The following is a 23297-nucleotide window of genomic DNA, read 5'->3' as shown; positions in this document are numbered from 1 at the left end:
GACCGTCCATGGGGGCCATCAGGCTCCTTTGGCCATCTTAAGGAGGCAGGCGCCGGCTGACCAGCGCATTTTTGATGTAACTATCAGAAACGCGTGGTTTTTTGCGGGCGATCACGGGAACAAAAGCAGGGCGCCCGTCGGCGCCCTTTTGGCATATGGATGGGAGGAGGCTCAGGGCATGAAGCGCCGCTGTAGCGCGCCATAGTGGGGGCTGGCGAGGGTGCCGGTCAGCCCCAGCTGGAAGCGTTGCACCGTCTCGTCACTGACGGCCCGGCTGAAGGCGTAGCACAGCTCCTCGGCGCTCAGGGTATAGGCCTTGCTGATGCTGGCAGGATCGATCCCCATCTCTTTAATGGTGTCGTTGGCGGCGAGCGTGCCGGTGGCCACCAGATCGACCCGCCCGGAGAGCAGCATGCGCAGCGCCTGGCCGAGGCGGTTGGCCGGCACGATGCGGGTATCGTCCATCCCCTTGTTGAGCAGCAGTTGCTCCGAGGCATCGGCGCGCACCGCCGCTATCGAATAACGGCCCAGCTCGGCATCCGTGGTGAGCGTGAGCGCCCGTTTGCTCAGGCCGAGCAGCACATATTCCGAGTAGCCGATGGGGCAGGCCCACTTGAACAGGGGAGCGCGCACCGCGGTGCGGGCGGTCGAGAAGAGCACCACGTTGGGCTTTTGGGTGAGCAGGTAATAGCCGCGCGCCCAGGGCAGTACCCGGATCGGTTGGGGCGGGGTGCCGGTGCGCTGCCACACCTCCTTGAGGGTCTCGACCGCCAGACCGGTCACTTCACCTTGCGCCGTGGTGTAGCTGTAGGGGGGATACTCCTCGGTGAAGTATTCGAGGTGCTCCAGCTCGGCCAGGGCCGAAGCGGTGAGGCCCCAGAGGGTGATGGCAAGCCAGCGTTTCATCGACCTTTCCCTTTGTCGTGCATCTCCATTGTCTGAGTGTTGCCATAAGTGGCCGTTAATTCAAGAGGTTACCAACGCTCTCTGCGCTGACCGAGCGGTTTTCCGGCCGCGTCAGCCAGCCCGATCAGCTGCATCCTGCCCTCTTTGCTAAGGCGAAACTCCCCATAACGGGCCTGCTCCAGCAGCTTGGCCTCTCCCTCCTCGAAAAAGTAGGCATCGGGCCCGATCTGCGTCTGGTGCATCGGTTGCAGCCGCCGCTCGTCGGCCGCCAGTGTTTGTGGATCGGCGCCGGGCAGCCAGTGGGCGACCCTCTGCGGGTCGATGCGCACCACCAGCGAGGCCGGCGGGGTGGGGAGGGTGCGCAGCTCGCGGCTGATGGCGTAATCGAGACGCATGTAGTCCCCCTGCATCAAGGAGCGCGGATCGACCGGCGCCAGCGCCAGTAGGATGGTCTCGCCACTGGCCAGGGCCAGTTCGCGGCGCGCCACGTCGGCGCCCAGCAGCAGCACAAGCAGGATGCCATAAAGGGCGATGAGACGTTGCCGATGGGCTCTCATGCAGGACTCCTTATCAGAGTGAGCTGGCGCACCAGCAGCAGTAGCGCGCCGCACAGGGCCAGCAGGGCGGCCTTGATCATCAGGGTCAGGCGCAGATCGTAGTAATAGAGGGCGCCGGCACTGAGCAGCAGCAACAGGCCGAGCGTCCAGAGCCCACGCTGGCCGTCGCGAAAGCCGAGCAGCAGCAACAGGCAACCGGCGGCAAAGCCGGGCAGTAGGGCCGAGGCCGCCAGCAGCGGCAGGGCCGGCAACCAGGGCAGGCGGCAGCGGAAGGTAAAGGCGAGCAAGAGCAGCAGCGAAAGCGGAGCGGTGGGCCAGTGCGGCAAATAGGCCGGGGCCAGGCTCTGCCAGGGCGCTATCTCCCAGTACTGGCCGGGGAGCAGCGTCAAGGCCAGCAGCGCCAGTGCCAGACCCAGTTGCAGGCTCTCGTGCAGCGCACTGTGGCGCGGCCAGCGCGCCATGGCGAAGGAGAGACTCAGCACGGCGAGCAGCAGCAGCGGCTCGCACAATCCATGCAGGCCGAGGATATCGAGCGCAATGGCCAGCAGCAGGCCGGCGGCAAAGCCGTGAAAAAGGCGCAGCAACCAGTGCGCAAAGAGCAGGGCGATCGTCAAGGAGAGCGCCGCCAGCCCCACCCACAGCCAGGGCGAGCCGGTATCGATGCTATCGAGCAGGCCATAGAGCAGCCAACCATCGCCGGCCAGCACCAGGGCCAGCACGCACTGCGCGAGCAGATCGCGCTGCACCTTGGCCAGCATCATGGCGCGAGCCAGGGCCAGCAGACCCGCGCCGAGCAGCAGGGCGCCACTGCTGGAGCGGATGAGGCTCATGAAGGTAAGAAACAGGAAGAACAGCAAAAACAGGGCGGCCAGCCAGCCCGAGACCCCGAGCAGCAACCGGCTGCTCCAGTGGGGGGGATCGCTGACGGGGGGCTCGCCGCTCACCAGATCGGCGTCACGCAGACGTTGCCAGAGTTCACTCATGGGCCCCTCCACCGAGTTTGAGCCAGCGCACCGCCAGCACCGAGAGGGTGATGGCGAGCAGGGCGAGCAGTAAAAAGCCGTTCATGTCGATGTCGACCCACTTGCCGACCGCCACCAAGATGACGCAGATGACCGAGAGGGCGCCGAGCGCCAGTCCGGTGAGAAAGCGGCCATGCCAAAGGCGATAGCCGGCGCCGAGCCAGCCAAGCCAGGCCACCCAGGCCAGGGGGGAGGTCAGCTCGAACAGGTTCAGCAGTACCAGCAAGGTGGCGCCAAGGCCGGCTGCCAGCGCCGGCAGATAGGTGGGCAGGGGCGGGCGCAGGTGCCTGGGCAGGGCGAGCAGCACGCCCCACAGCAGGGCGTTACCGAGGGTTAAGCACCAGGCGAGCGTCTCTTCATCGAAGGCAAACAGGCTCTCGATACCGAGCGGCCAATAGAGCACCAGCGCCAGCTGGCCCAGCATCCAGGCCAGTCCCCAGAGCACAGCGCTGCGCCCGAGCAGGGCCCACGGCAGCAGCAGGGCGGCCCACAGGGCAAACAACTGCCACGGATCGGCGCCGGTCTGGTAGGTCTGACCAATGAGGGCGAGCAGACCGCCGAGGTTGAGGCCGGCAAACAGCAGCAGCGCCTGACGCTGTGGGGGAGTGAGGGGGCGCAGCCCCAGTAGCAGCACGGCCAGCAGCGGGGCGGTCACCAGCAGCAGCCGGCTCAGGCGACCGAGCTGGTGCCAGTTGAAGGCGATGAAGAAGATAAGGCCGGCGGCCAGACACAGGGTGCCGAGCAGCAATAGCAGGCGATCGAGCAGCTGTTGCCACTGGGCTTTTGAGGGGGGCAGACCGAGCAGTCGCTCGGCCTGCGCCAGATGTTGCGGCGCCAGGTGGCCGCGGCGAACCCACTCAAAGAGGGGGGCGCGAGAGGGTGGAAACATGGGATCTCCTTATCTGATGGGCGGAGTATCCCATGAAAGGGGGGGAAACGTCAGGAGAGCAGCAGGGTCGAGACACCGAGCAAGGTGAACAACAGGGCGCAGCTGGCGCGGATGAGGCGCATCGGCAGGCGATCGGCGCCGAGCTTGCCAAGCAGCACCACAGGCACGTTAGCCAGCATCATGCCAAGGGTGGTGCCGGCAATCACCTGGAAGAAGGCGTCGTACTTGGCGGCCAGCAGCACGGTGGCAATCTGGGTCTTGTCGCCGATTTCAGCGATGAAGAAGAGAATAAAGGTAGCGACAAAAGGACCGAAGCGATCGAGCGGGCTCTCCTCGTCGTCCATCTTGTCCGGCACCAAGATCCAGATCGCCATGGCGATGAAGGCGCCGGCCACCAGATAGGTGAGCAGCTTAGGGTCGAGCCAGCGGCTGATCATCTCGCCAAGCCAGGCGGCGCAGGCGTGATTGAGCACGGTGGCGGCCAGCATGCCGGCGATGATGGGCCAGGGCTTTCTAAAGCGGCAGATGAGCAGCAGGGCGAGCAACTGGGTTTTGTCGCCGATCTCGGCGATGGCCACGCTGAGCGTGGAGGTGAGCAGGGCTTCCATAAAATGACCGGGGGACGGAGTTGTTATCAACCAAAGACCGGCAAGCGTCGTCCGTCCCCGGTTGCGACACTCGCCCGTCAAAGGTCTTGTCAACGCGGCCCGCTGGCTGCGCGCCCTGACCATGGTGATTTGGCACCAAGTATGTTGATCAGGGCCGTCGCCTGCATGGCGTCAGGCGGCGCGACTACTCCCCCTCGATGGGAGCGGGCATTCTAGGGAAAAGCGCCCGGATAGGCAAGCCTCTCAGCCGCCCACCAGCTTGACGGTAAAGCCCGCCTTCTCCAGCTCGGCGCGGATCAGATCGCGCTTGTCCCCCTGGATCTCGATGATCCCCTCCTTGAGCGAGCCACCGGTGCCGCACTTTTTCTTCAAGGTGGTGGCGACGACCTTTTGCTGCTCGGCCGGCACCCCGTGGATGGTGATGACGCCGGCGCCCTTGCGCCCCTTGGTCTCGCGCCGGATGCGCACTATCCCGTCTTCAGCAAAGGCAGAGGCCTGCTTGGCCTGGGTTGGCTCGGTAATGGCACCCCGATCGGTGGAGTAGACCAGTCTGCTGTTGGCATCGTGTGACATCGTTTTACTCTGGTATTTGCTAAGCGAAGTTTGATTTTACGCAAATCCGAGCGCCAAGTACCGCTTATAATGCCGGTCAGTAAAAGCGAATTATTCTTGTTTAAACTTCAGGAGGCGGCCATGGATCTTACCGACCTGGCGCCGGGACAATGTGCCCGCATTCTCGATATGAACCGACTCACCCGTCAGGTGCGCCGCAAGCTGATGGTCATGGGGCTGCTGCCCCACAGCGAGGTGCAGTTCCTACGTGCCGCGCCGCTTGGCGATCCGCTCCAGATCCAGTGCCAGGGGATCTGTCTCTCCATTCAAAAGAGCCTGGCGCGCCAGATAGAGGTAGAGCGGGTATGAAACTCAACATCGTCACCGTCGGCAATCCCAACAGCGGTAAGACCTCCCTGTTCAACGCCCTGACCGGTGCTCGCCAGCAGGTGGGCAACTGGTCCGGGGTCACGGTCGAGAAGAAGACCGGCCGCTTCGAGCATCGTGGCTTCGAGGTGGAGCTGATGGACCTGCCCGGCATCTATGGCCTTGGCAATCAGGATGACTCCATCGACGAGCAGATCGCCACCCGCTATATCCAGAGCCAGCAGCCGGATCTGTTCCTTAACGTCATCGACGCCGCCAGTCTCGAGCGCTCCCTTTACCTGACCCTGCAACTGCGCGAGCTGGGGCTGCCGGTGCTGGTGGTGCTCAACAAGATGGATCTGCTGGAAAAACGGCGCATCGAGCTCGACACCCGGGCCCTCTCGGCCGCCCTCGGTTGCCCCGTGGTGGCGCTCTCGACCCGCAGCCGCCGCCAGGTGACGGCGCTTAAGGATGCCTTGCTCACCTTCACCCCCGAGCAGGCGCCGCTGGCTCTTGACTACGGCCCCGAGTTGGAGGCCGCCATCGCCGAGCTGGCCGCCCTGTTGCCAGACGATCACCACGCCACCCGCCGTGGCCGTGCCCTGCGCCTGCTGGAAGGGGACAGCTCGCTGCTGGGGGCATTGACCCCGGAGGGACAGGGGCTGGCGCTGGCGCTCGCCGAGCGGATGCAGCGCGGTCATGACATCGATCTGCAACTGGCGGACGTGCGCTACGGCCACATCCACGCCTGGTGCCAGCAGCATCGCCACCAGAGAGGCAAACTCTCGGCGGCTGGCAGCGAGCGCATCGATCGGGTGCTGCTCAACCGCTGGGTCGGCATCCCCTTCTTCTTGCTGGTGATGTACTTGATGTTCATGTTCGCCATCAAGGTGGGCAGCGCCTTCATCGACTTTTTCGACGTGCTGGGGGGCGCCCTGTTTGTCGAGGGAACCCGTCATCTGCTGGAGACGGTGGCCGCCCCCGACTGGGTGGGGGCCATCCTGGCCGACGGCTTTGGCGCTGGCTTGCAGACGGTGGCCACCTTCATCCCGGTCATCGCCTGTCTCTACCTGTTTCTGGCGGTGCTTGAAAGCTCGGGTTACCTGGCCCGCGCCGCCTTCGTGGTGGATGCGCTGATGCGTCGCCTCGGGCTCCCCGGCAAGGCCTTCGTGCCCATGCTGATGGGCTTTGGCTGCTCGGTGCCGGCGGTGATGGCCGCCCGCACCCTGGGGGCCGAACGGGAGCGACTGATGACCTCGGCCATGGCCCCCTTCATGTCGTGCGGGGCCCGCCTGCCGGTCTATGCCCTGTTTGCCGTGGCCTTCTTCCCCCACAGCGGCCAGGATCTGGTGTTTGCCCTCTACCTGCTCGGGGTGGTGGTGGCGGTGCTCACCGGCCTGTGGCTGCGCAGCACCCTGCTGCCGGGCAAGAGCGAGAGCCTGCTGATGGAGATGCCGGACTACGAGCTGCCGCAGCTTGCTAACGTGCTGCTCAAGACCTGGCAGAAACTCAAGAGCTTCGTGTTCGGGGCCGGCAAGACCATAGTGCTGGTGGTGGCGGTGCTCAGCATCTTCAATAACCTCGGCACCGATGGTCGCTTCGACCATGCCGGCGGCGAGCGCTCGATCCTCGCTACCGTGAGCAAGGCGGTGACCCCGGTGTTGCACCCGCTCGGCATTCGCGATGACAACTGGCAGGCCACGGTCGGCATCGTCACCGGCATCTTCGCCAAGGAGGCGGTGGTGGGCACCCTCAACAGCCTCTATGCCGGCAAGGGCGAAGAGGAGGCGGCGAGCGAATACAACCTGTGGGAGAGCGCCAAGGAGGCGCTGGCCACCATACCGGCCAATCTGGCGGCCATCGATCCGCGCGATCCGATGGGGATTGCCGTCGGGGAGGTGGAAGATCAGGCGGCCGCCGCCGAGGCCCAGGCGGTGGATGTTTCCACCTACAGCAACATGCAGGCGCACTTCGACGGCGCCGCCGGCGCCCTGGCCTACCTCATCTTCGTGCTGCTCTACATGCCCTGCGCCGCCGCCATGGGGGCCCTGGTGCGCGAGACCGGCCGTGGCTGGGCCATCTTCACCGCCCTGTGGTGCAACTACACCGCCTTCATGTGCTCGACCCTCTTCTATCAGGGGATGACCTTTGTTCGGCATCCGCAGCAGAGCCTGCTTTGGTTCCTTTTCTACCTCTTTATCAGCGTGCTGCTGTGGGCGGCGATGCGCCGTCACGGCGATATCGTGGCGCGCAAGGCGGTGCTGCTGTGATCCTGCGTGAGTTGGGGGATTACCTGGCAAGCCAGGGGCGTGCCAGCCGCCGCGATCTGGCCCGCCATTTCAACACCTCGGAAGATGCCATCGAGGCGATGCTCGGGGTGTGGATGCGCAAAGGCCGGGTACGCAAGTGCCACAGCGGCGGTTGTAGCGGCAGTTGTTGCGGCATGCGCGAAGAGGTGCAGTTTGAGTGGCTGCCACACGGACAGATAGGGCTGGTGCAACGGCCCTGAAACGAACAAGGCCCGCAACTGCGGGCCTTGTGGTCAGTGGTCGCCGATGTCGAGCGACCAGGTGGTGGAGTCGAGGGCGTTGCCTATCTGCCCCTTCTCGCGCCACAACTTGACCTTGAGGCGCAGGTTATTGGCCGAGTCGGCGTTCTTGATGGCCTCTTCCTCTTCGATGGCCCCCTCGACCACCAGCTCAAACAGCGCCTCGTCAAAGGTGATCATGCCAAGGGCGCGGGATTTCTCCATCACCTCCTTGAGGCTGCCAAACTCGCCGCGCTTGATCATGTCGCGGATGGTGTGGGTGCCGAGCATCACCTCGACGGCGGCGCGCCGTCCCCCCTCCTTGGTCTTGACCAGGCGCTGGGAGATGAAGCCCTTGAGGTTGTTGCCAAGATCTTGCAGCAGCTGCGGGCGGCGCTCTTCGGGGAAGAAGTTGATGATGCGATCGAGCGCCTGGTTGGCGTTGTTGGCGTGCAGGGTGGAGATGGCAAGGTGGCCGGTCTCGGCGAAGGTGAGGGCGTGCTCCATGGTCTCGCGATCGCGGATCTCGCCGATGAGGATCACGTCCGGCGCCTGGCGCAGGGTGTTTTTCAGCGCAGCGTGGAAGCTGCGGGTGTCGACCCCGACTTCGCGCTGGTTGATGATGCACTTCTTGTGCTGATGCACGTATTCGACCGGATCTTCGATGGTGATGATGTGGCCACCGCTGTTTTCATTGCGGTGATCGATGAGGGCCGCCAGTGAGGTCGACTTGCCCGAGCCGGTGCCGCCGATAAACAGCACCAGCCCGCGCTTCTCGACGATGACATCGAGCAGCACGGGGGGCAGCTTGAGATCGGCAAAACGGGGGATCTCGGTCTTGATGTTGCGCGCGACCAGCGAGACCTCGTTGCGCTGCTTGAAGATGTTGATGCGAAAGCGCCCCACCTTGGGGATGGAGAGGGCCAGGTTCATCTCCAGCTCCTTGGCAAAGACCAGTTTCTGCTCTTCATCCATGATGCTGTCGGCAACCTCGGCGACTTCGCCGGGGGCCAGTGGTTCATTGCCGAGCTGCTTGAGCACGCCTTGGAATTTGGCGCTCGGTGGCGCGCCGGTGGTGAGATAAAGATCCGAACCATCCTGTAGAGCCAGGATGCGCAACAGGGGTTGCAGTTCCATGTGATGTCCTCAAATTGGCGATGTTAGAACAGAGTATAAAGTCGATGGCTCTCCCGGATCATGCGAGGAGCTTCTCACGAAAGACGAAGAAGACGGCCCCCAGCATGCATAGCGCTGCCCACAGGTAGTCGAGCTTGATCTCCTCTTTGAGATAGAAAACCGAGAAGGGCACAAAGACCGTCAGGGTGATCACCTCCTGCAAAATTTTGAGCTGGCCCACCGTGAGTACTTGGTGGCCGATGCGGTTGGCCGGCACCTGAAGCAGATATTCAAACAGCGCGATGCCCCAGCTCACCAGTGCCGCGATGATCCATGGCTTGTGGCTCATGTTCTTTAAGTGGGCATACCAGGCGAAGGTCATGAAGACGTTGCTGCACAACAAAAGGCCGATGCTGGACATGATGGGGTTCATGTTGGGGCTCCGAGAAGAGGTGAGGCGACGTTTATAGCGTGCTGACGCGGCGGGATAAAGTAGGGGGGCCTATTTTATTGCGCCAACGGCACATTGCCAGAAGCGCCGCACGGAGATCGGCGATTTTTCCATCAGGTGAGACGCCCCTGCGCATCCGCGCCAGGGGAAAGAGGGCTCATCTTGGAGAAAAGCGGGAAAAATGGCACTATCGGGCTCTTTTCAGATACAGATCGCCCCCGGCGTGAGGAACGTCCGCTGCCCCTCTCTTCCCTGACCGAACTGGCTCACGCTCACCGCCGCCGGCAGCGCTGGCTGCTGTTGGCGCTGCTGGCCGCCTTGCTGTTACTGGCCCTGCTCTCGCTGCTGCTGGGGGCATTCTCATGGTGGCCGCTCGATCCCATGCAGCAGCAGGTGCTGCTGCAACTGCGCCTGCCGCGCACCCTCTTGGCCATGCTGGTGGGGGCGGCGCTGGCCATGAGCGGCGCCACCTTGCAGATCCTGTTGCACAATCCGGTGGCCGAGCCGGGGCTGCTCGGTATTTCGAGCGGCGCCGGTCTGTGCGCCATGCTGGCGATGAGCCTGGCGCGCCTGCTTGGCTGGGATCTGCCCGCCTGGGGGCTGGCGCTGGCCAGTTTTGGTGGCGCCCTGGCCGTGACCCTGCTGCTGACCCATCTGGCGCGGCGCCAGCGTCTCGATGTGGCCCGCCTGCTGCTGCTCGGCATTGCGGTGAGCATGCTGGCCAATGCGGCCATGACCTGGCTGCTCTACTTCTCCGATGACGCCTCGTTGCGCGAGTTTATGTTCTGGATGATGGGCAGCCTGGCCTATGGCAGCGGTGCCCTGACCGGCGCCATGCCGCTGATGTTGCTGGCCCTGCTGCTGCTTGTCCGGCGCGCAGGACGGCTCGAGCTGATGCAACTGGGGGAGGCGCAGGCCCGCCTGATGGGGCTCGATGTGACGCGCGAGCGCACCCGCCTCATCCTGCTGGTCTGCCTGCTCACCGCGCTGGCGGTGTCGCTCAGTGGCGTCATCGGCTTTGTTGGCCTGCTGGTGCCGCATCTGCTGCGGCTGTGCGGCGCCGGGGCGCCGCGTATTTTGCTGCCGGCCTCGGCCCTGGGCGGGGCGGCCCTGCTGCTCGGGGCGGACTTGCTGGCCCGCCATGCCACGACGGTGGGGGAGCTCCCCATCGGGGTGGTGACCGCAACCCTGGGGGCGCCGCTGTTTATCTTCCTGCTGGTGAGACATCATGCTGACGCTCGATAAGGTGGCGCTGCACGGACGGCTGGCACCGCTTAGCCTGCGCTTTGAATGCGCGCAGGCGGTGGCGCTGATCGGCCCCAATGGCAGCGGCAAGTCGACCCTGCTCTCCCTGCTGGCGGGACTGCTCGCTCCCGATGAAGGGGCCATTACCCTGATGGGGGAGCCACTTTCTTCCCTCGATTGGCCGGCGCTGGCGCGCCGGCGCGCCATGCTGACCCAGAAGATCCCGACCGGGCTTGGCATGGCGGTCAGCGAGCTGCTGACCCTGGGCGTGCCCGAGAAGGCGCTGCGCGAGGGGGTGGCGGCCGTGGTGGAGGCGCTGGCGCTCTCAGCGCTGCTCTCGCGCGACTCGACCCGCCTCTCTGGCGGTGAATTGCAGCGGGTGTTGATCGGGCGCACCTTGCTGCAGGTGTGGCCGGATGGGGAAGGGAAGGTGCTGCTGCTCGACGAGCCGTTGGCGGGCCTCGATCTGCATCATCAACAGGCGCTGTTGCAGTTGCTCAAACAGCTGGTGGGGCAGGGGGTGCTGGTGCTGGTGTCGCTCCATGATCTCAATACCGCCCTGCACTGGGCGCAGCGGGTGGTGTGTCTGGAGCGGGGCGAGTGCGCCTATGCCGGCCCACCGCAGGCGGTGGAGGCCACGCTCATCGAGCGGGTCTTTCAGATCAAGACCGGCCGCGTCGAGGCGGCCGGCCGGCACTGGTTCTTGCCGCTTTAAGGCACTCAGGCGCCGGGGTGATTCAGGCGCGCCTGGCTCGCCTCGGCCAGCAGGGTGATGAGCCGCTCGCTGTCACGCCAGCTGAGGCAGGCGTCAGTAATGCTCTGCCCAAACGTGGCGGCGCGCCCGCCCACTACCTCCTGGCGCCCCTCTTCCAAGAAGCTCTCGGCCATGATGCCGGCAATGCCACGGCGTCCGCGGCGCAGCTGATCGCAGATATCCTCGGCCACCAGCAACTGGCGACGGTGATCTTTCATGCTGTTGCCGTGGCTGAAATCCACCACCAGTCGCTCGGGCAGCCCCACCTCGGCCAGCGCCTCACAGGCCTCGTCAATGCTGGCGCTGTCGTAGTTGGGACGGTGGCCACCGCGCAGGATCACGTGGCCATGCGGGTTGCCGGCGGTGCGGTAGATGGTCATCTTCCCGTCTTTATCCGGGGAGTAGAAGATGTGGCTATGGCGCGCGGCGCGCACCGCATCGATGGCGACGCGGGTGCTGCCGTCGGTGCCGTTTTTAAAGCCCACCGGGCAGGAGAGGGCCGAGGCCATCTCGCGGTGTACCTGGGATTCGGTGGTGCGCGCGCCGATGGCGCCCCAGCTGATGAGATCGGCAATATACTGCCCGGTCACCATATCGAGGAACTCGGTGGCGGTCGGCATGCCAAGGCGGTTGATCTCAAGCAGCAGCTTGCGCGCCAGGCGCAGCCCCTCGTTGACATCGAAGCTGCCATCTAGGTGGGGATCATTGATGAGCCCCTTCCAGCCGACGATGGTGCGCGGCTTTTCGAAGTAGGTGCGCATCACGATGCACAGGCTGGCGGCAAAACGCTCGCGTAGCGGTTGCAGGCGCCGGGCGTATTCGAGGGCGGCATCCGGATCGTGGATGGAGCAGGGGCCGATGATGACCAGCAGACGACGATCTTCGCCCGAGAGGATCGCCTCGATGTCGCGACGGGCATCGAGCAGCCGGTTGGCGAGGGCATCGTCCACGGGATAGTCGCGGGCCAGCTCCCGCGCTGTGATGAGATCGTTGATCCGCCGGGTTCTCAGTTCGTCAGTGTGAATGGACATAAGAAGACTCGAAGTTCTGTGTGGCGGCGGGCGCCGTGAAAAGCAGTGGCTAACATAAAGCAAAAGCGGCTTGATTGAAACCGCACGAGGCTCTGGTAGGATGGGGCGGTTTTTTATCAGGCGCCATGTTCAGAGGTAATTTGTGGGCAAACCTGCCGTGACCGGTTTGAGCCGGATTATTCACGCCACCGGATACAGCATCAAGGGGCTCAAGTCCGCTTGGGCCAACGAGGCCGCTTTCCGTCAGGAGCTGTTGCTGATCCTGTTTCTCATGCCGCTGGCCTTTTGGGTCGGCGCTTCTCTTGAGCAGACGCTGCTGCTGATTGGTATCAGTTGGTTGGTGGTGATCCTCGAAGTGGTCAACTCCGCCATCGAGGCGGTGGTCGATCGCATCGGCGCTGAGCGCCACGAACTCTCGGGGCGGGCCAAGGATCTTGGTTCGGCGGCGGTCTTTCTCTGCCTGATGCTGAATCTGCTGGTGTGGGGCGCGCTGATCGGGCGTAACCTGCTGCACTGGTGGTAATGGCCCGATTGTTCTCTTTTTCAGCAGTTGACGCATAAAAGAGGATAAAGCCCTTGCAATCGGGGGGCTTAGCCACCATTTTCGGTGCCGTCCGCGCGTCAAAATCGCGCGCTGATGCACAGATTATGCGGGTAGGTCGGCTCGACTCACCTGCGACACGCCGCTATAATGCCGCGTCTGATTTTCATTTGCGCAAAGACGACCGTCTTTGTATGACCAGGAAGACCCCGGGGAGACCCTTGGGGAGATAAGGGTCAGCACCGAGTGCTGAGTTGAACGAGGTAAAAGAATGCAAGTTTCTGTAGAGACAACCCAGGGTCTGGAACGCCGCCTGACTATCACCGTACCGGCTGCGACTGTTGATGCCGCCGTGAAGAAAGAGCTGAGCGGCCTGGCCAAGACTCGTCGTATCGACGGTTTCCGCCCGGGTAAGGCTCCCCTGTCCATCATCAAGAAGATGTTTGGTGCCCTGGCCCACGCCCGCGTTGCCGATGAAATGATGCAGACCAACTTCATCAAGGCCATCATCGACAACAAGCTGAGCCCGGCTGGCGCTCCGACCATGGACCCGCAAGAGATCAAGGAAGGCCAGGACTTCGTGTTCTCCGCCACCTTCGAAGTCTACCCGGAAGTTCAGGTTTCCGGCCTGGAGACCATCAAGGTTGAGAAGCCGGTGGCCAGCGTGACTGACGCCGATCTGGACAACATGCTGAACACCCTGCGCAAGCAGCACGCCACTTGGGCTGATGTGGATGCCGCCGCTGCCGATGGCATGCGTGTCACCCTGGACTTCGTCGGCTCCATCGACGGTGAAGAGTTCGAAGGCGGCAAGGCCGAAGGGTTTGCACTGGTACTGGGTGCCGGTCGCATGATCCCGGGCTTTGAAGACGCCATCATGGGCAAGAAGGCCGGTGACGAGTTCACCATCGACGTGACCTTCCCGGAGGACTACCACGCCGAGAACCTCAAGGGCAAGGCGGCCAAGTTTGCCTCCAAGCTGCACAAGGTTGAAGAGCAGATCCTGCCGGAGCTGTCTGAAGAGTTCGTCAAGCGCTTTGGTATCGAAAGCGGCAACGTCGAAGAGCTGAAGGCTGAAGTGCGCAAGAACATGGAGCGCGAGCTGGCTCAGGCCCTGAAGAACGCCGTCAAGGAGCAGGTGCTGAACGGTCTGGTTGATGCCAACACCATCGATCTGCCGAAGGCTGCCGTTGCTCAGGAGATTGACTCCATGCGCAAGCAGGCCATGCAGCGTTTTGGTGGCTTCCAGGGTGGCAACGCGCCGGAACTGCCGGCCGAGCTGTTCCAGGATCAAGCCGAGCGCCGTGTCCGTGTTGGTCTGCTGCTGGGCGAAGTGATCCGCACCAACGAGATCAAGGCTGACGATGCTCGCGTGGATACCATCATCGAGTCCATGGCCACTGCCTACGAAGATCCGAAGGAAGTGATCGAGTACTACAAGAACAACGAGCAGGCCCTCAATGGCGTTCGTAACCTGGCTATCGAAGATCAGGCTATCGACCTCATCCTGAGCAAGGCTCAAGTGACCGAGAAAGCGGTCGCCTTCGACGACGTTATCAACAAGTCCGTCGCCGCCTAAGAACATTTGACTTAAGGTCAAGAGTGTTACTTATAATGGCCCGTGTGTACTCCACCCGGGCCATTTTATTTTAGGGACAATGCCTTATGTTCAAAAACTATAACGATGTGACCGACTCTCCCAGCAGTGCCCTGGTGCCGATCGTGGTCGAACAGACCGCCAAGGGGGAGCGCTCCTACGACATCTTCTCCCGCTTGCTCAAGGAGCGGGTGATCTTCCTGACCGGTCAGGTTGAAGATCAAATGGCCAACCTGATCGTGGCCCAGCTGCTGTTCCTCGAGTCTGAGAACCCGGACAAGGACATCAGCATCTATATCAACTCGCCGGGTGGGTCGGTGACCGCCGGTATGTCCATCTATGACACCATGCAGTTCATCAAGCCGGATGTCAGCACCGTCTGCATGGGGCAGGCCTGCTCCATGGGCGCCTTCCTGCTGGCTGGCGGCGCCAAGGGCAAGCGTTTCTGCCTGCCCAATGCTCGCGTGATGATCCACCAACCGCTGGGTGGCTTCCAGGGACAGGCGTCCGATATCCAGATCCACGCTCAGGAGATCCTCAAGATCAAGAACACCCTGAACGAGCGTCTGGCATTCCACACCGGGCAAGACATCGCTACCATAGAGCGCGACACTGATCGCGACAACTTCATGTCTGCCGAGCAGGCCGTGGCGTATGGTCTGGTGGATGGTGTGTTGTCCCAGCGCGGTTAAGGTACTTGTCCCCGGGCTGTTGTACACTAACGGGGACAGAAAGCGGGTAACCGCGCATTGACGATAGAGGTTTCTGAATGACAGACAAACGCAAGGGTGAGGGTGAGAAGCTGCTCTACTGCTCCTTCTGCGGCAAGAGCCAGCATGAGGTGCGCAAGCTTATCGCTGGCCCTTCCGTCTATATTTGCGACGAGTGTGTCGAGCTGTGTAACGACATCATTCGCGAAGAGATCCGCGATATCTCTCCGAAGAAGGAAGGGGGAGAGTTGCCGATCCCGCACAAGATCCGCACGCATCTGGACGATTATGTGATTGGCCAGGAGCATGCAAAGAAGGTGCTGGCCGTGGCGGTTTACAACCACTACAAGCGGTTGCGCTCAAGCCATGTGGATACCAACGGGGTGGAGCTCGGCAAGTCTAACATCCTGCTGATCGGCCCGACCGGTAGTGGCAAGACCCTGCTGGCCGAGACCCTGGCTCGTTTGCTGGACGTTCCTTTCACCATGGCCGATGCCACCACGTTGACCGAAGCCGGTTATGTGGGCGAGGACGTGGAGAACATCATCCAGAAGCTGCTGCAAAAGTGCGACTACGACGTCGAGAAGGCTCAGCGCGGTATCGTCTATATCGACGAGATCGACAAGATCTCCCGCAAGTCGGACAATCCCTCCATCACCCGTGATGTCTCCGGGGAAGGGGTGCAGCAGGCGCTGCTCAAGCTCATTGAGGGCACGATTGCGTCTGTGCCTCCCCAAGGGGGCCGCAAGCATCCGCAGCAGGAGTTCTTGCAGGTTGACACCTCCAAGATCCTCTTTATCTGTGGCGGCGCTTTTGCCGGCCTCGACAAGGTGATTGAGCAGCGTGCCGTCAAGGGAACCGGGATCGGTTTTGGTGCCGAGGTGAAATCCAAGGATGCCAAGGCAACCCTGAGCGAGACCTTTGCCAAGGTCGAGCCGGAAGATCTGATCAAGTACGGTCTCATCCCCGAGTTCATCGGTCGTTTGCCGGTTGTGGCAACCCTGAGCGAGCTCGATGAGGCAGCCCTGATCCAGATCCTCAAGGAGCCGAAGAACGCGCTGACCAAGCAGTACGGTGCCCTGTTCGACCTGGAAGGGGTGGAGCTGGAGTTCCGTGACGATGCCCTGGTCGCTATCGCCCAGAAGGCGATGGAGCGCAAGACTGGTGCCCGTGGCCTGCGATCCATCGTGGAGGCCGTACTGCTCGACACCATGTATGACCTGCCTTCCTTGGAAGGGGTGAGCAAGGTGGTGATCGATGAAGGGGTCATCAAGGGTGACACACCACCTTTGATGATCTACGAGCACCCTGAAACCCAGGCCGCCGCTTCCGAGTAAGTGACTGATTTTTAATCAAATGAAAGGGGCAAATTGCCCCTTTCATCCTTTTTGGCCGAGTACGCATTGAATCGCTTCAAGTCGCCCCCATATACTCAGCCAAGCGCTAGCCAACGGTATAATAAGCCGAGAGGACATTTATGAACCTAGAGCGTTCAGAACGCATAGAGATTCCCGTCCTGCCTCTTCGTGACGTGGTGGTTTATCCCCATATGGTCATTCCACTCTTCGTGGGGCGGGAAAAATCGATTCGGTGTCTGGAAGCGGCGATGGAGCACGATAAGAAGGTGCTGCTGATCGCCCAGAAGGATGCCTCTACAGACGACCCGACGGTCGAGGAAATGTTCTCGGTCGGAACCGTGGCCAACATCCTCCAGATGCTCAAGTTGCCCGACGGCACCGTCAAGGTGCTGGTGGAGGGGGGGCAGCGTGCCCGTCTTGAGCGGATGATCGACGATCAAGCCTACTACGTGGGGGAGGCAAGCTACCTCACCTCCGAAGGGCTGGCTGAGCGCGAGGCCGAAGTGCTGGTGCGCTCTGCCATTGGTCAGTTCGAAGGTTACATCAAGCTCAACAAGAAGATCCCGCCCGAGGTGCTCACCTCCATTGCGGCTATCGATGATGCGGCGCGCCTGGCAGATACCATGGCCGCCCACATGCCGCTCAAGCTGGAAGACAAGCAGAAAGTGCTGGAGTTTGCCTCCGTCGCCGAGCGCATTGAGTTTCTGATGGCGATGATGGAGTCGGAGATCGACCTGCTGCAGGTTGAAAAACGCATCCGCTCCCGCGTCAAGAAACAGATGGAGAAGAGCCAGCGCGAGTACTACCTCAACGAGCAGATGAAGGCCATTCAGAAAGAGCTCGGTGAGCTGGATGAGAACAATCCGGATGAGTTCGAGGCCCTCAGCAACAAGATTGATGAGGTCGGCATGCCGGAGGAGGCGCGCGAGAAGGCCCTCTCCGAGCTCTCCAAGCTCAAGATGATGTCCCCCATGTCGGCCGAGGCGACTGTGGTGCGCGGCTACATCGACTGGATGGTGCAGGTGCCCTGGAAGGCCCGCTCCAAGGTCAAGAAGGACATTGGCAAGGCCCAGGACATCCTGGACGCTGACCACTACGGCTTGGACAAGGTCAAGGAGCGCATCCTTGAGTATCTCGCCGTGCAGGCGCGGGTGAACAAGCTCAAGGGGCCGATCCTCTGCCTGGTTGGCCCTCCTGGCGTGGGTAAGACCTCGCTCGGTCAGTCGATTGCCAAGGCGACCGGTCGCAAGTACGTGCGTATGGCGCTCGGTGGGGTACGCGATGAGGCGGAGATCCGCGGTCACCGTCGTACTTACATTGGCTCCATGCCGGGCAAGCTGATCCAGAAGATGGCCAAGGTTGGGGTGAAGAACCCGCTGTTCTTGCTCGATGAAATCGACAAGATGAGCTCCGACATGCGCGGTGATCCCGCCTCCGCCCTGCTGGAAGTGCTCGATCCGGAGCAAAATAACAGCTTCAACGATCACTATCTGGAGGTCGATTACGATCTCTCCGATGTGATGTTTGTGGCCACCTCCAACTCCATGAACATTCCGGGCCCGTTGCTCGACCGGATGGAGGTGATCCGCCTTTCCGGTTACACCGAGGATGAGAAGCTCAACATCGCCAAGCAGCACCTGGTCGCGAAGCAAATCCAGCGAAATGGTCTGAAGGAGTCCGAGATCACGCTCGAAGACTCGGCCATCATGGGTATCATTCGCTACTACACCCGTGAGGCGGGTGTACGGGGGCTTGAGCGTGAAATTTCCAAAATCTGTCGCAAGGCGGTCAAGAAGATCCTGCTCGATAAAAATATCAAGCATGTCACTGTAAATCTTGAGAATCTCAAAGAGTTCCTCGGGGTACAGCGCTTTGATTACGGCAAGGCGGAAGATCACAATCAGGTCGGTCAGGTGTGTGGTCTGGCCTGGACCGAGGTGGGCGGCGATCTGCTGACCATCGAGGCGACCAGTATGCCGGGCAAGGGCAAGTTGACCTATACCGGCTCGCTCGGTGACGTGATGCAAGAGTCCATCCAGGCGGCCATGACGGTGGTGCGCTCTCGCGCCGAGAAATTGCGTATCAATGGCGATTTCTATGAGAAACGCGACATTCACGTTCACGTGCCGGAAGGGGCAACCCCGAAAGATGGCCCCAGTGCCGGTATCGCTATGTGCACCGCACTGGTGTCCAGCCTGACCGGTAATCCGGTGCGCGCTGACGTGGCCATGACAGGGGAGATCACCCTGCGTGGCGAGGTGCTGCCCATCGGTGGCCTTAAAGAGAAGCTGCTGGCGGCGCACCGTGGTGGCATCAAGCGTGTGCTCATCCCCAAGGAGAACGAGCGCGACCTTGAAGAGATCCCGGAAAACGTCAAGGCCGACCTGGAAATCCATCCGGTTCGCTGGATCGATCAGGTATTGGAGCTGGCGCTGGCCGAAAATCCGCAGGGTTTTGAGGTGGTTTCCAACCAGAAAGCATGATGCACCGCAAATTTGGTGCATTACGGCGGGTAGCAAGGCTTGCAAGGCTCAAATAAGGGCAGTAGCCTTGTTCCCCGACCGGGAAACTCGTGATGAGTCGCAAGGCGTGATGTGGCGCGGTTTAGCGCCAGATTGTCACTTGCAACTGATCAGGAGGCTTGTTATAAAACCTCCACTTGTTGCGGCCAGGGAAATCAGCGCCGTAGCGATGTTCGATAATAGGGGAAAATAAGAGTGAATAAATCTCAACTGATTGACAAGATTGCCGATGGCGCTGATATCTCCAAGGCCGCTGCCGGTCGTGCGCTGGATGCCTTCATCGATGCGGTCACCGAGTCCCTGAAAGCCGGTGATCAGGTCGCTCTGGTCGGTTTCGGTACTTTCGCTGTGCGTGAGCGTGCTGCCCGTTCTGGCCGCAACCCGCAGACCGGTGCCACCATCGAAATCGCTGCCGGTAAGGTACCTGCCTTCAAGGCCGGCAAGGCTCTGAAAGACGCAGTAAACTAAGCCGCCTCGGCTGTCCTGATCCCGGATCAGGCACGTGAGAGGGCTTCTCTCATACTGATTTGACCAAGGCGCATCGTATCCGGTGCGCCTTTTTATTATTCCGCCGGAGCATTTGTACCGACATGATGATGGATAAACTCCGTGAAGGGGCGCAGGGCAAGGTGGCCAAGGGCATCTTGGGCTTGATCATCCTCTCCTTCGCACTGGCCGGGGTGGGCAGCTATGTAAACAGCCCAGCCAAGAACGCCGTGGCTAGCGTCAACGATAACGAAATTTCACCCCAAACTCTGGAAAATGCCTACCGTAACGAGCGCGCCCGTCTGGAAGCTCAGATGGGGGATGCCTTCAATCAGCTGGCCGACAATCCTGAGTACATCAAACAACTGCGCCGCAGCGTGCTCGATCGTCTGATCGATCAGGCACTGCTGGATGCCAAGGCTCACGATCTCGGGCTGCGTATCGGTGACGAGCAGATCAAGCAAGCCATTACGGCCATGCCGGAGTTTCAACAAAACGGCAAGTTTGACAATGATCGCTACCTGCAACTCATTCGCCGCGCCGGCATGAGCCCGGAGATGTTCCGTGACAGCATCCGTCAGGACATGATCCGTCAACAGCTGATGGGCGCTCTGCTTGGCACTGAGTTTGTGCTGGGTGGAGAGGCGTCCAGCCTCGACAAGCTCTATCAGCAGAGCCGTGATGTGCGCCTGGTTCGCCTGCCGGCGGAGTCTTACCTCGATCAGGTTCAAGTCAGTGACGAGGAGATCAAGCAGTTCTACGCAGCCAACCAGCCGCGCTTCATGAATGACGAGCGGATCCGGGTTGACTATCTACTGCTGGATGCCGCCGATCTGGCCAAGGATATCCAGGTGACCGACCAGGATGTGCGTGACTATTACGATCAGCACCAGGAGCAGTTCCAGCGCAATGAGCGTCGCCGTGTGGCTCACATCCTGATCCCACCGGGTAAGGATGAGAAGGCGGCCGAGAAGAAGGCCGAGGAGGATCTGGCGGCCCTTAACGGTGGCGCCGACTTTGCCGAGCTGGCCAAGCGCGACTCTTCCGATACCTTCTCCGCCAAGAAGGGCGGCGAGCTCGATTGGTTCGAGAAGGGCGTCATGGACCCGGCCTTTGAGAAGGCGGCCTTTGCTCTGGCGAAGGAAGGGGAGCTCTCCGGCGTGGTGAAGAGCCAGTTTGGCTACCACATCATCAAGCTGCTCGGGGTCGAGCCCGCAGCGGTGCGCCCGTTTGACGAGGTGCAGGCCGATACACGCGAGCGTCTGCAGAAGGACAAGGCCCGCGAGCGCTATTTCGCGGCCCAGCAGAAACTGGCCGATGCCAGCTTTGAAAACCCAGACTCTCTGGATGCCGCGGCTAAGGCCGTTGACCTCAAGGTGATCTCCAGCGACTACTTCAGCCAGGCCACCGCTCCTGCACCGCTCAACGATGCCAAGGTGCTCTCTGCCGCCTTCTCTGAGATGCTGCGTGAGGAGAACACCAACTCCGATGTCATTGAGATTGGTGATGGCAAGGCGCTGGTGCTGCACGTCATGGATCACAAGCCGAAGGCCGTCAAGGCGCTCGATGAGGTGCGCGAGCTTATCGTCTCCGATATCAAGCGCAGCAAGGCGAGTGAAGTGGCCCGCAGCAAGGGGCAGGAGCTGCTCGGCAAGCTCAAGTCCGGTGCTGAGGTCAATCAGGAGCTCTCGGCTTTGAACCTCAAGCTGGAGGAGCACAAGGGGTTGACCCGCTTCGCCCAGGAGCTGGATCAGAGCTTGGTGGCCCAGATCTTCCGCATGCCACATCCGGCCAAGCAGCCGAGTGTCGAACTGCTCACCCAGAGCAATGGCGATCAAGTGATCGTGGCGCTCGATAAGGTGAGCCAGCCTGAGAAGCCCTCCCAGATGGCCGAGCTCATCAAGGGACAGATGGGTCAGTCGAAGGCTCAGGCCGACTACAAGGCGTTTGTCGACAGCCTGCGCAAAGCGGCCAAGATAGAGTATTTTGCCGCGCAGGAAGCCGCAGTGGAATAAGCTCGGCAAGCGGTTGAACCATAAAAAAACCACCCCGGTTGGGGTGGTTTTTTATTGGATGACGTTTGGAACTACGGCCTCAGGCAAGGCTTGTCCCCTTGCCTGAGACTAGTTCTGCTCCGGCTCTTCGTAACGGGACGGGAGATCTTGCTCCAGCTTGCTGACGCGCTCATCCCATTTGCTACGGGCGCGCTCGAGGCCGAGTTGCTCGGCTTCCTGACGGATCTGTACCACTTCTTCGCGGATCGTCTCTTCCATAAGAGGACTCCTTTGGTTGGTTTGTGGAGGGTGCACCCTAACATCGGCGAGTGAACCTAAGATGAATATCGGCGAACGTGACGCCAATGAGTGAGAAAACCAGGGGAAGATGCTGACTTCCCCTGATTTTGACTACTTGATCAGATAAATGTCCCGGCTGTAGACGATGTCCTGTGGATTGTGCAGTGGGAATCCCTTGACGAAGGGCTTGAGCAGGCGGGATTTGACGGCGAAGTAGATGGGGGCGATGGGGGCCTCCTTATCGATCAGCGTCTCGGCTTGCTGATAGAGGTGGTTGCGCTCGGCGGGATCCATGGCGTCGTGGGCCTTGGCCAGCAGGGCGTCATACTCGGCGTTGACCCATTTGCCGCTGTTGGCGCTGCTCGAGCTGCTCATGATATCGAGGAAGGTGGAGGCATCGTTGTAGTCGCCGCTCCAGCTATAGCGGCTGATGTTGAAGTTCCCCTCGTTCAGGGCCGACACCATGCTCTTCCACTCCATGTTGTTAATCTCGGTGCTCACCCCCAGGTTGCGTTTCCACATGGAGGCGATGGCGAGGGCGATCACCTTGTGGCTCTCGTTGGTGTTATAGAGGATATCGACCTGGAGCGGCTTGCCGGGGCCATATCCGGCCTCGGCGAGCAGCGCCTTGGCCTGCTCGATGCGTTTTTCCTTGCTCATTAGTTGGCTCTGGGGCGGCGTTAGCTCAAACCCGTCGACAATGGGTGGGGTGAAGCTATAGGCTGGGATCTGCCCCTGGCCCAGGATCTTGTCGGTGATCACCTCGCGGTCAATCGCAAGCGAGAGGGCGCGGCGCACCCGGCTATCGTCGAACGGTTTGCGCTGGGTGTTGAAGACGTAGTAGTAGCTGGCCAGGATCGGCAGGTTGATCAGCTCCTGAGCCATGGTCTGCTTGATCTTGCGGTACTGATCGAGGGGGTAGGGGGTGTAGTGCACTTCGCCGGAGCGGTAGCGGTTGTAGGCGGCGGTATCGGAGACCACCTCCAGATAGATGACCTTGTTGACCACCGTCTTGGTATTGTTCCAGTAGTGGGGATTGCGCTCGGCGATGAGGCGCTCGTTTGGCGTCCACTCTTTGAGCCGGTAGGCGCCGTTGGAGACGATATTGCCCGGTTTGACCCACTCTGAGCCGAACTTCTCTATGGTCGCCTTGTGGGCTGGGAAGGTGGTGTAGTGGGTGAGGGTCTTGAGAAAGAAGGGCACCGGTGCTGCCAGAGTGACCTGCAAGGTGTGCGGATCCCGTGCCGTGATCCCCAGATCGGAGGGGGGCCGCTTGCCCTGTATCACGGCATTGGCATGGTTGAGCCCCATCAAGGCGATAAACCAGGCGTACTGGGAGGCAGTGTTGGGATCGGCGGCGCGTTGCCAACCGTACACATAGTCGGCGGCGGTGACCGGATCGCCGTTGGACCACCTGGCTTCGGGCCTGAGTTTGAAGGTGTAGACGGTGCCACTGGGGTCAACCTCATAGCTCAACGCGCCGGCCAACGTCGGCTTGCCGTTGGCATCGAGCGTGAACAACCCCTCGAACAGATCGTTGACCACCTCGTTGCCGGCGCTCTCTTCAACCCGCTGCGGATCGATAGAGGCGGGCTCGGTGCCGATATTACGCACAAAGATCTGCTCTTCTGGGGGGAGTAACGCAGTGCCGGCAGGCACCTCGGCGGCGCAGACGGAATAGGTGAACAGGGCGGCACAGATAGCCGTTATCCGCGTTTTTTGCATCGTCATATCCTTGTTATGTTTGCTTCCTAGCATCCGGCAG

Annotated in this window: 23 protein-coding genes; 12 read left to right on the top strand and 11 right to left on the bottom strand. The window is 61.5% G+C overall.

What is annotated here, in order from left to right:
* Positions 1 to 171: 171 nt before the first annotated feature.
* The 6 genes from BN1134_RS11670 to BN1134_RS11645 form a co-directional block, all read right to left on the bottom strand.
* On the bottom strand, positions 172 to 906 hold the full coding sequence (locus BN1134_RS11670) for a substrate-binding periplasmic protein (protein WP_042047407.1): 735 nt from the start codon (positions 904 to 906) through the stop codon (positions 172 to 174).
* A gap of 68 nt (positions 907 to 974) precedes the next feature.
* Positions 975 to 1463, bottom strand: coding sequence for a GDYXXLXY domain-containing protein (locus BN1134_RS11665; protein WP_042047406.1), 489 nt, complete (start codon positions 1461 to 1463; stop codon positions 975 to 977).
* A complete protein-coding gene (locus BN1134_RS11660; RefSeq protein WP_042047405.1) occupies positions 1460 to 2446 on the bottom strand; it encodes a DUF4401 domain-containing protein in 987 nt (328 codons plus the stop codon). The genes BN1134_RS11665 and BN1134_RS11660 overlap by 4 nt, the downstream gene beginning before the upstream one ends.
* Positions 2439 to 3374: a DUF2157 domain-containing protein gene (locus BN1134_RS11655; RefSeq protein WP_042047404.1), complete on the bottom strand. Its 936-nt coding sequence runs from the start codon at positions 3372 to 3374 to the stop codon at positions 2439 to 2441. The genes BN1134_RS11660 and BN1134_RS11655 overlap by 8 nt, the downstream gene beginning before the upstream one ends.
* Before the next feature lie 50 nt (positions 3375 to 3424).
* On the bottom strand, positions 3425 to 3982 hold the full coding sequence (locus tag BN1134_RS11650; protein WP_042047403.1) for a TMEM165/GDT1 family protein: 558 nt from the start codon (positions 3980 to 3982) through the stop codon (positions 3425 to 3427).
* A gap of 243 nt (positions 3983 to 4225) precedes the next feature.
* Positions 4226 to 4555 (bottom strand): translation initiation factor, encoded by a 330-nt coding sequence (locus BN1134_RS11645; RefSeq protein ID WP_042047402.1) that lies wholly within the window; start codon positions 4553 to 4555, stop codon positions 4226 to 4228.
* A gap of 120 nt (positions 4556 to 4675) precedes the next feature.
* On the opposite strand from BN1134_RS11645, the gene BN1134_RS11640 reads away from it, so the two are divergent.
* From BN1134_RS11640 to BN1134_RS11630, 3 genes are read left to right on the top strand one after another with little or no spacing between them, the layout of a single operon-like run.
* Entirely contained in the window at positions 4676 to 4903 is a 228-nt protein-coding gene (locus BN1134_RS11640) for a FeoA family protein (protein WP_042047401.1), read from the top strand.
* Entirely contained in the window at positions 4900 to 7170 is a 2271-nt protein-coding gene (feoB, locus tag BN1134_RS11635) for a Fe(2+) transporter permease subunit FeoB (RefSeq protein ID WP_042047400.1), read from the top strand. The genes BN1134_RS11640 and feoB overlap by 4 nt, the downstream gene beginning before the upstream one ends.
* Positions 7167 to 7409 (top strand): FeoC-like transcriptional regulator, encoded by a 243-nt coding sequence (locus BN1134_RS11630; protein WP_042047398.1) that lies wholly within the window; start codon positions 7167 to 7169, stop codon positions 7407 to 7409. Before feoB ends, BN1134_RS11630 begins: the two co-directional genes overlap by 4 nt.
* A 33-nt stretch (positions 7410 to 7442) precedes the next feature.
* Here the strand turns inward: BN1134_RS11630 and BN1134_RS11625 are convergent, their stop codons facing one another.
* Together BN1134_RS11625 and BN1134_RS11620 are read right to left on the bottom strand one after the other, a co-directional pair.
* Positions 7443 to 8564 (bottom strand): PilT/PilU family type 4a pilus ATPase, encoded by a 1122-nt coding sequence (locus tag BN1134_RS11625; RefSeq protein ID WP_042047397.1) that lies wholly within the window; start codon positions 8562 to 8564, stop codon positions 7443 to 7445.
* A gap of 58 nt (positions 8565 to 8622) precedes the next feature.
* Entirely contained in the window at positions 8623 to 8976 is a 354-nt protein-coding gene (locus BN1134_RS11620) for a DMT family protein (RefSeq protein WP_042047396.1), read from the bottom strand.
* 270 nt (positions 8977 to 9246) lie between these two features.
* On the opposite strand from BN1134_RS11620, the gene btuC reads away from it, so the two are divergent.
* A complete protein-coding gene (btuC, locus tag BN1134_RS11615) occupies positions 9247 to 10239 on the top strand; it encodes a vitamin B12 ABC transporter permease BtuC (RefSeq protein WP_042047449.1) in 993 nt (330 codons plus the stop codon).
* A complete protein-coding gene (locus BN1134_RS11610) occupies positions 10223 to 10954 on the top strand; it encodes an ATP-binding cassette domain-containing protein (RefSeq protein WP_042047395.1) in 732 nt (243 codons plus the stop codon). The genes btuC and BN1134_RS11610 overlap by 17 nt, the downstream gene beginning before the upstream one ends.
* A gap of 5 nt (positions 10955 to 10959) precedes the next feature.
* On the opposite strand, the gene BN1134_RS11605 is transcribed toward BN1134_RS11610, so the two are convergent.
* Positions 10960 to 12024, bottom strand: a complete 1065-nt coding sequence (locus BN1134_RS11605; protein WP_042047394.1) for a 3-deoxy-7-phosphoheptulonate synthase — start codon at positions 12022 to 12024, stop codon at positions 10960 to 10962.
* Positions 12025 to 12166: 142 nt separating this feature from the next.
* Here BN1134_RS11605 and BN1134_RS11600 point away from each other — a divergent pair, with 142 nt between their 5' ends.
* The 7 genes from BN1134_RS11600 to ppiD all read left to right on the top strand — a co-directional run bounded on the left by BN1134_RS11600 (position 12167) and on the right by ppiD (position 21253).
* Positions 12167 to 12547, top strand: coding sequence for a diacylglycerol kinase (locus BN1134_RS11600; protein ID WP_042047392.1), 381 nt, complete (start codon positions 12167 to 12169; stop codon positions 12545 to 12547).
* A 289-nt stretch (positions 12548 to 12836) separates the two neighbouring features.
* On the top strand, positions 12837 to 14144 hold the full coding sequence (tig, locus tag BN1134_RS11595) for a trigger factor (protein ID WP_042047391.1): 1308 nt from the start codon (positions 12837 to 12839) through the stop codon (positions 14142 to 14144).
* Between the two features lie 86 nt (positions 14145 to 14230).
* Entirely contained in the window at positions 14231 to 14854 is a 624-nt protein-coding gene (gene clpP, locus BN1134_RS11590; RefSeq protein ID WP_042047390.1) for an ATP-dependent Clp endopeptidase proteolytic subunit ClpP, read from the top strand.
* 77 nt (positions 14855 to 14931) lie between these two features.
* Positions 14932 to 16209, top strand: a complete 1278-nt coding sequence (clpX, locus tag BN1134_RS11585) for an ATP-dependent protease ATP-binding subunit ClpX (protein ID WP_042047389.1) — start codon at positions 14932 to 14934, stop codon at positions 16207 to 16209.
* Positions 16210 to 16349: 140 nt separating this feature from the next.
* On the top strand, positions 16350 to 18713 hold the full coding sequence (lon, locus tag BN1134_RS11580; protein ID WP_042047388.1) for an endopeptidase La: 2364 nt from the start codon (positions 16350 to 16352) through the stop codon (positions 18711 to 18713).
* 234 nt (positions 18714 to 18947) lie between these two features.
* The gene (gene hupB, locus BN1134_RS11575) at positions 18948 to 19220 is read left to right on the top strand and encodes a nucleoid-associated protein HU-beta (RefSeq protein ID WP_042047387.1); all 273 of its coding nucleotides are present in this window, start codon (positions 18948 to 18950) and stop codon (positions 19218 to 19220) included.
* 122 nt (positions 19221 to 19342) lie between these two features.
* Entirely contained in the window at positions 19343 to 21253 is a 1911-nt protein-coding gene (gene ppiD / locus BN1134_RS11570; RefSeq protein WP_042047386.1) for a peptidylprolyl isomerase, read from the top strand.
* A 108-nt stretch (positions 21254 to 21361) separates the two neighbouring features.
* On the opposite strand, the gene BN1134_RS19730 is transcribed toward ppiD, so the two are convergent.
* Together BN1134_RS19730 and BN1134_RS11565 are read right to left on the bottom strand one after the other, a co-directional pair.
* Positions 21362 to 21511 carry a hypothetical protein gene (locus BN1134_RS19730; RefSeq protein ID WP_156991747.1) on the bottom strand — a complete coding sequence of 50 codons (150 nt, stop codon included), beginning with the start codon at positions 21509 to 21511 and terminating at the stop codon, positions 21362 to 21364.
* 132 nt (positions 21512 to 21643) lie between these two features.
* Positions 21644 to 23257, bottom strand: a complete 1614-nt coding sequence (locus BN1134_RS11565; protein WP_042047385.1) for a peptide ABC transporter substrate-binding protein — start codon at positions 23255 to 23257, stop codon at positions 21644 to 21646.
* Positions 23258 to 23297 lie beyond the last annotated feature (40 nt).

The sequence above is a fragment of the Aeromonas simiae genome, from assembly GCF_000820125.1.
Lineage (GTDB): Bacteria > Pseudomonadota > Gammaproteobacteria > Enterobacterales > Aeromonadaceae > Aeromonas > Aeromonas simiae.
This window is presented reverse-complemented; position numbering and strand designations above follow the sequence as displayed.

Bases quoted from the DNA above. Each gene is read 5' to 3' on its own strand.
- BN1134_RS19730 (WP_156991747.1), bottom strand. From the start codon at position 21,511: ATGGAAGAGACGATCCGCGAAGAAGTGGTACAGATCCGTCAGGAAGCC.
- BN1134_RS11660 (WP_042047405.1), bottom strand. From the start codon at position 2,446: ATGAGTGAACTCTGGCAACGTCTGCGTGACGCCGATCTGGTGAGCGGC.
- clpP (WP_042047390.1), top strand. From the start codon at position 14,231: ATGTTCAAAAACTATAACGATGTGACCGACTCTCCCAGCAGTGCCCTG.
- BN1134_RS11640 (WP_042047401.1), top strand. From the start codon at position 4,676: ATGGATCTTACCGACCTGGCGCCGGGACAATGTGCCCGCATTCTCGAT.
- BN1134_RS11605 (WP_042047394.1), bottom strand. From the start codon at position 12,024: ATGTCCATTCACACTGACGAACTGAGAACCCGGCGGATCAACGATCTC.
- ppiD (WP_042047386.1), top strand. From the start codon at position 19,343: ATGATGATGGATAAACTCCGTGAAGGGGCGCAGGGCAAGGTGGCCAAG.
- BN1134_RS11650 (WP_042047403.1), bottom strand. From the start codon at position 3,982: ATGGAAGCCCTGCTCACCTCCACGCTCAGCGTGGCCATCGCCGAGATC.
- BN1134_RS11655 (WP_042047404.1), bottom strand. From the start codon at position 3,374: ATGTTTCCACCCTCTCGCGCCCCCCTCTTTGAGTGGGTTCGCCGCGGC.
- BN1134_RS11645 (WP_042047402.1), bottom strand. From the start codon at position 4,555: ATGTCACACGATGCCAACAGCAGACTGGTCTACTCCACCGATCGGGGT.
- tig (WP_042047391.1), top strand. From the start codon at position 12,837: ATGCAAGTTTCTGTAGAGACAACCCAGGGTCTGGAACGCCGCCTGACT.
- BN1134_RS11565 (WP_042047385.1), bottom strand. From the start codon at position 23,257: ATGCAAAAAACGCGGATAACGGCTATCTGTGCCGCCCTGTTCACCTAT.
- BN1134_RS11665 (WP_042047406.1), bottom strand. From the start codon at position 1,463: ATGAGAGCCCATCGGCAACGTCTCATCGCCCTTTATGGCATCCTGCTT.
- feoB (WP_042047400.1), top strand. From the start codon at position 4,900: ATGAAACTCAACATCGTCACCGTCGGCAATCCCAACAGCGGTAAGACC.
- BN1134_RS11610 (WP_042047395.1), top strand. From the start codon at position 10,223: ATGCTGACGCTCGATAAGGTGGCGCTGCACGGACGGCTGGCACCGCTT.
- BN1134_RS11670 (WP_042047407.1), bottom strand. From the start codon at position 906: ATGAAACGCTGGCTTGCCATCACCCTCTGGGGCCTCACCGCTTCGGCC.
- BN1134_RS11625 (WP_042047397.1), bottom strand. From the start codon at position 8,564: ATGGAACTGCAACCCCTGTTGCGCATCCTGGCTCTACAGGATGGTTCG.
- lon (WP_042047388.1), top strand. From the start codon at position 16,350: ATGAACCTAGAGCGTTCAGAACGCATAGAGATTCCCGTCCTGCCTCTT.
- clpX (WP_042047389.1), top strand. From the start codon at position 14,932: ATGACAGACAAACGCAAGGGTGAGGGTGAGAAGCTGCTCTACTGCTCC.
- BN1134_RS11620 (WP_042047396.1), bottom strand. From the start codon at position 8,976: ATGAACCCCATCATGTCCAGCATCGGCCTTTTGTTGTGCAGCAACGTC.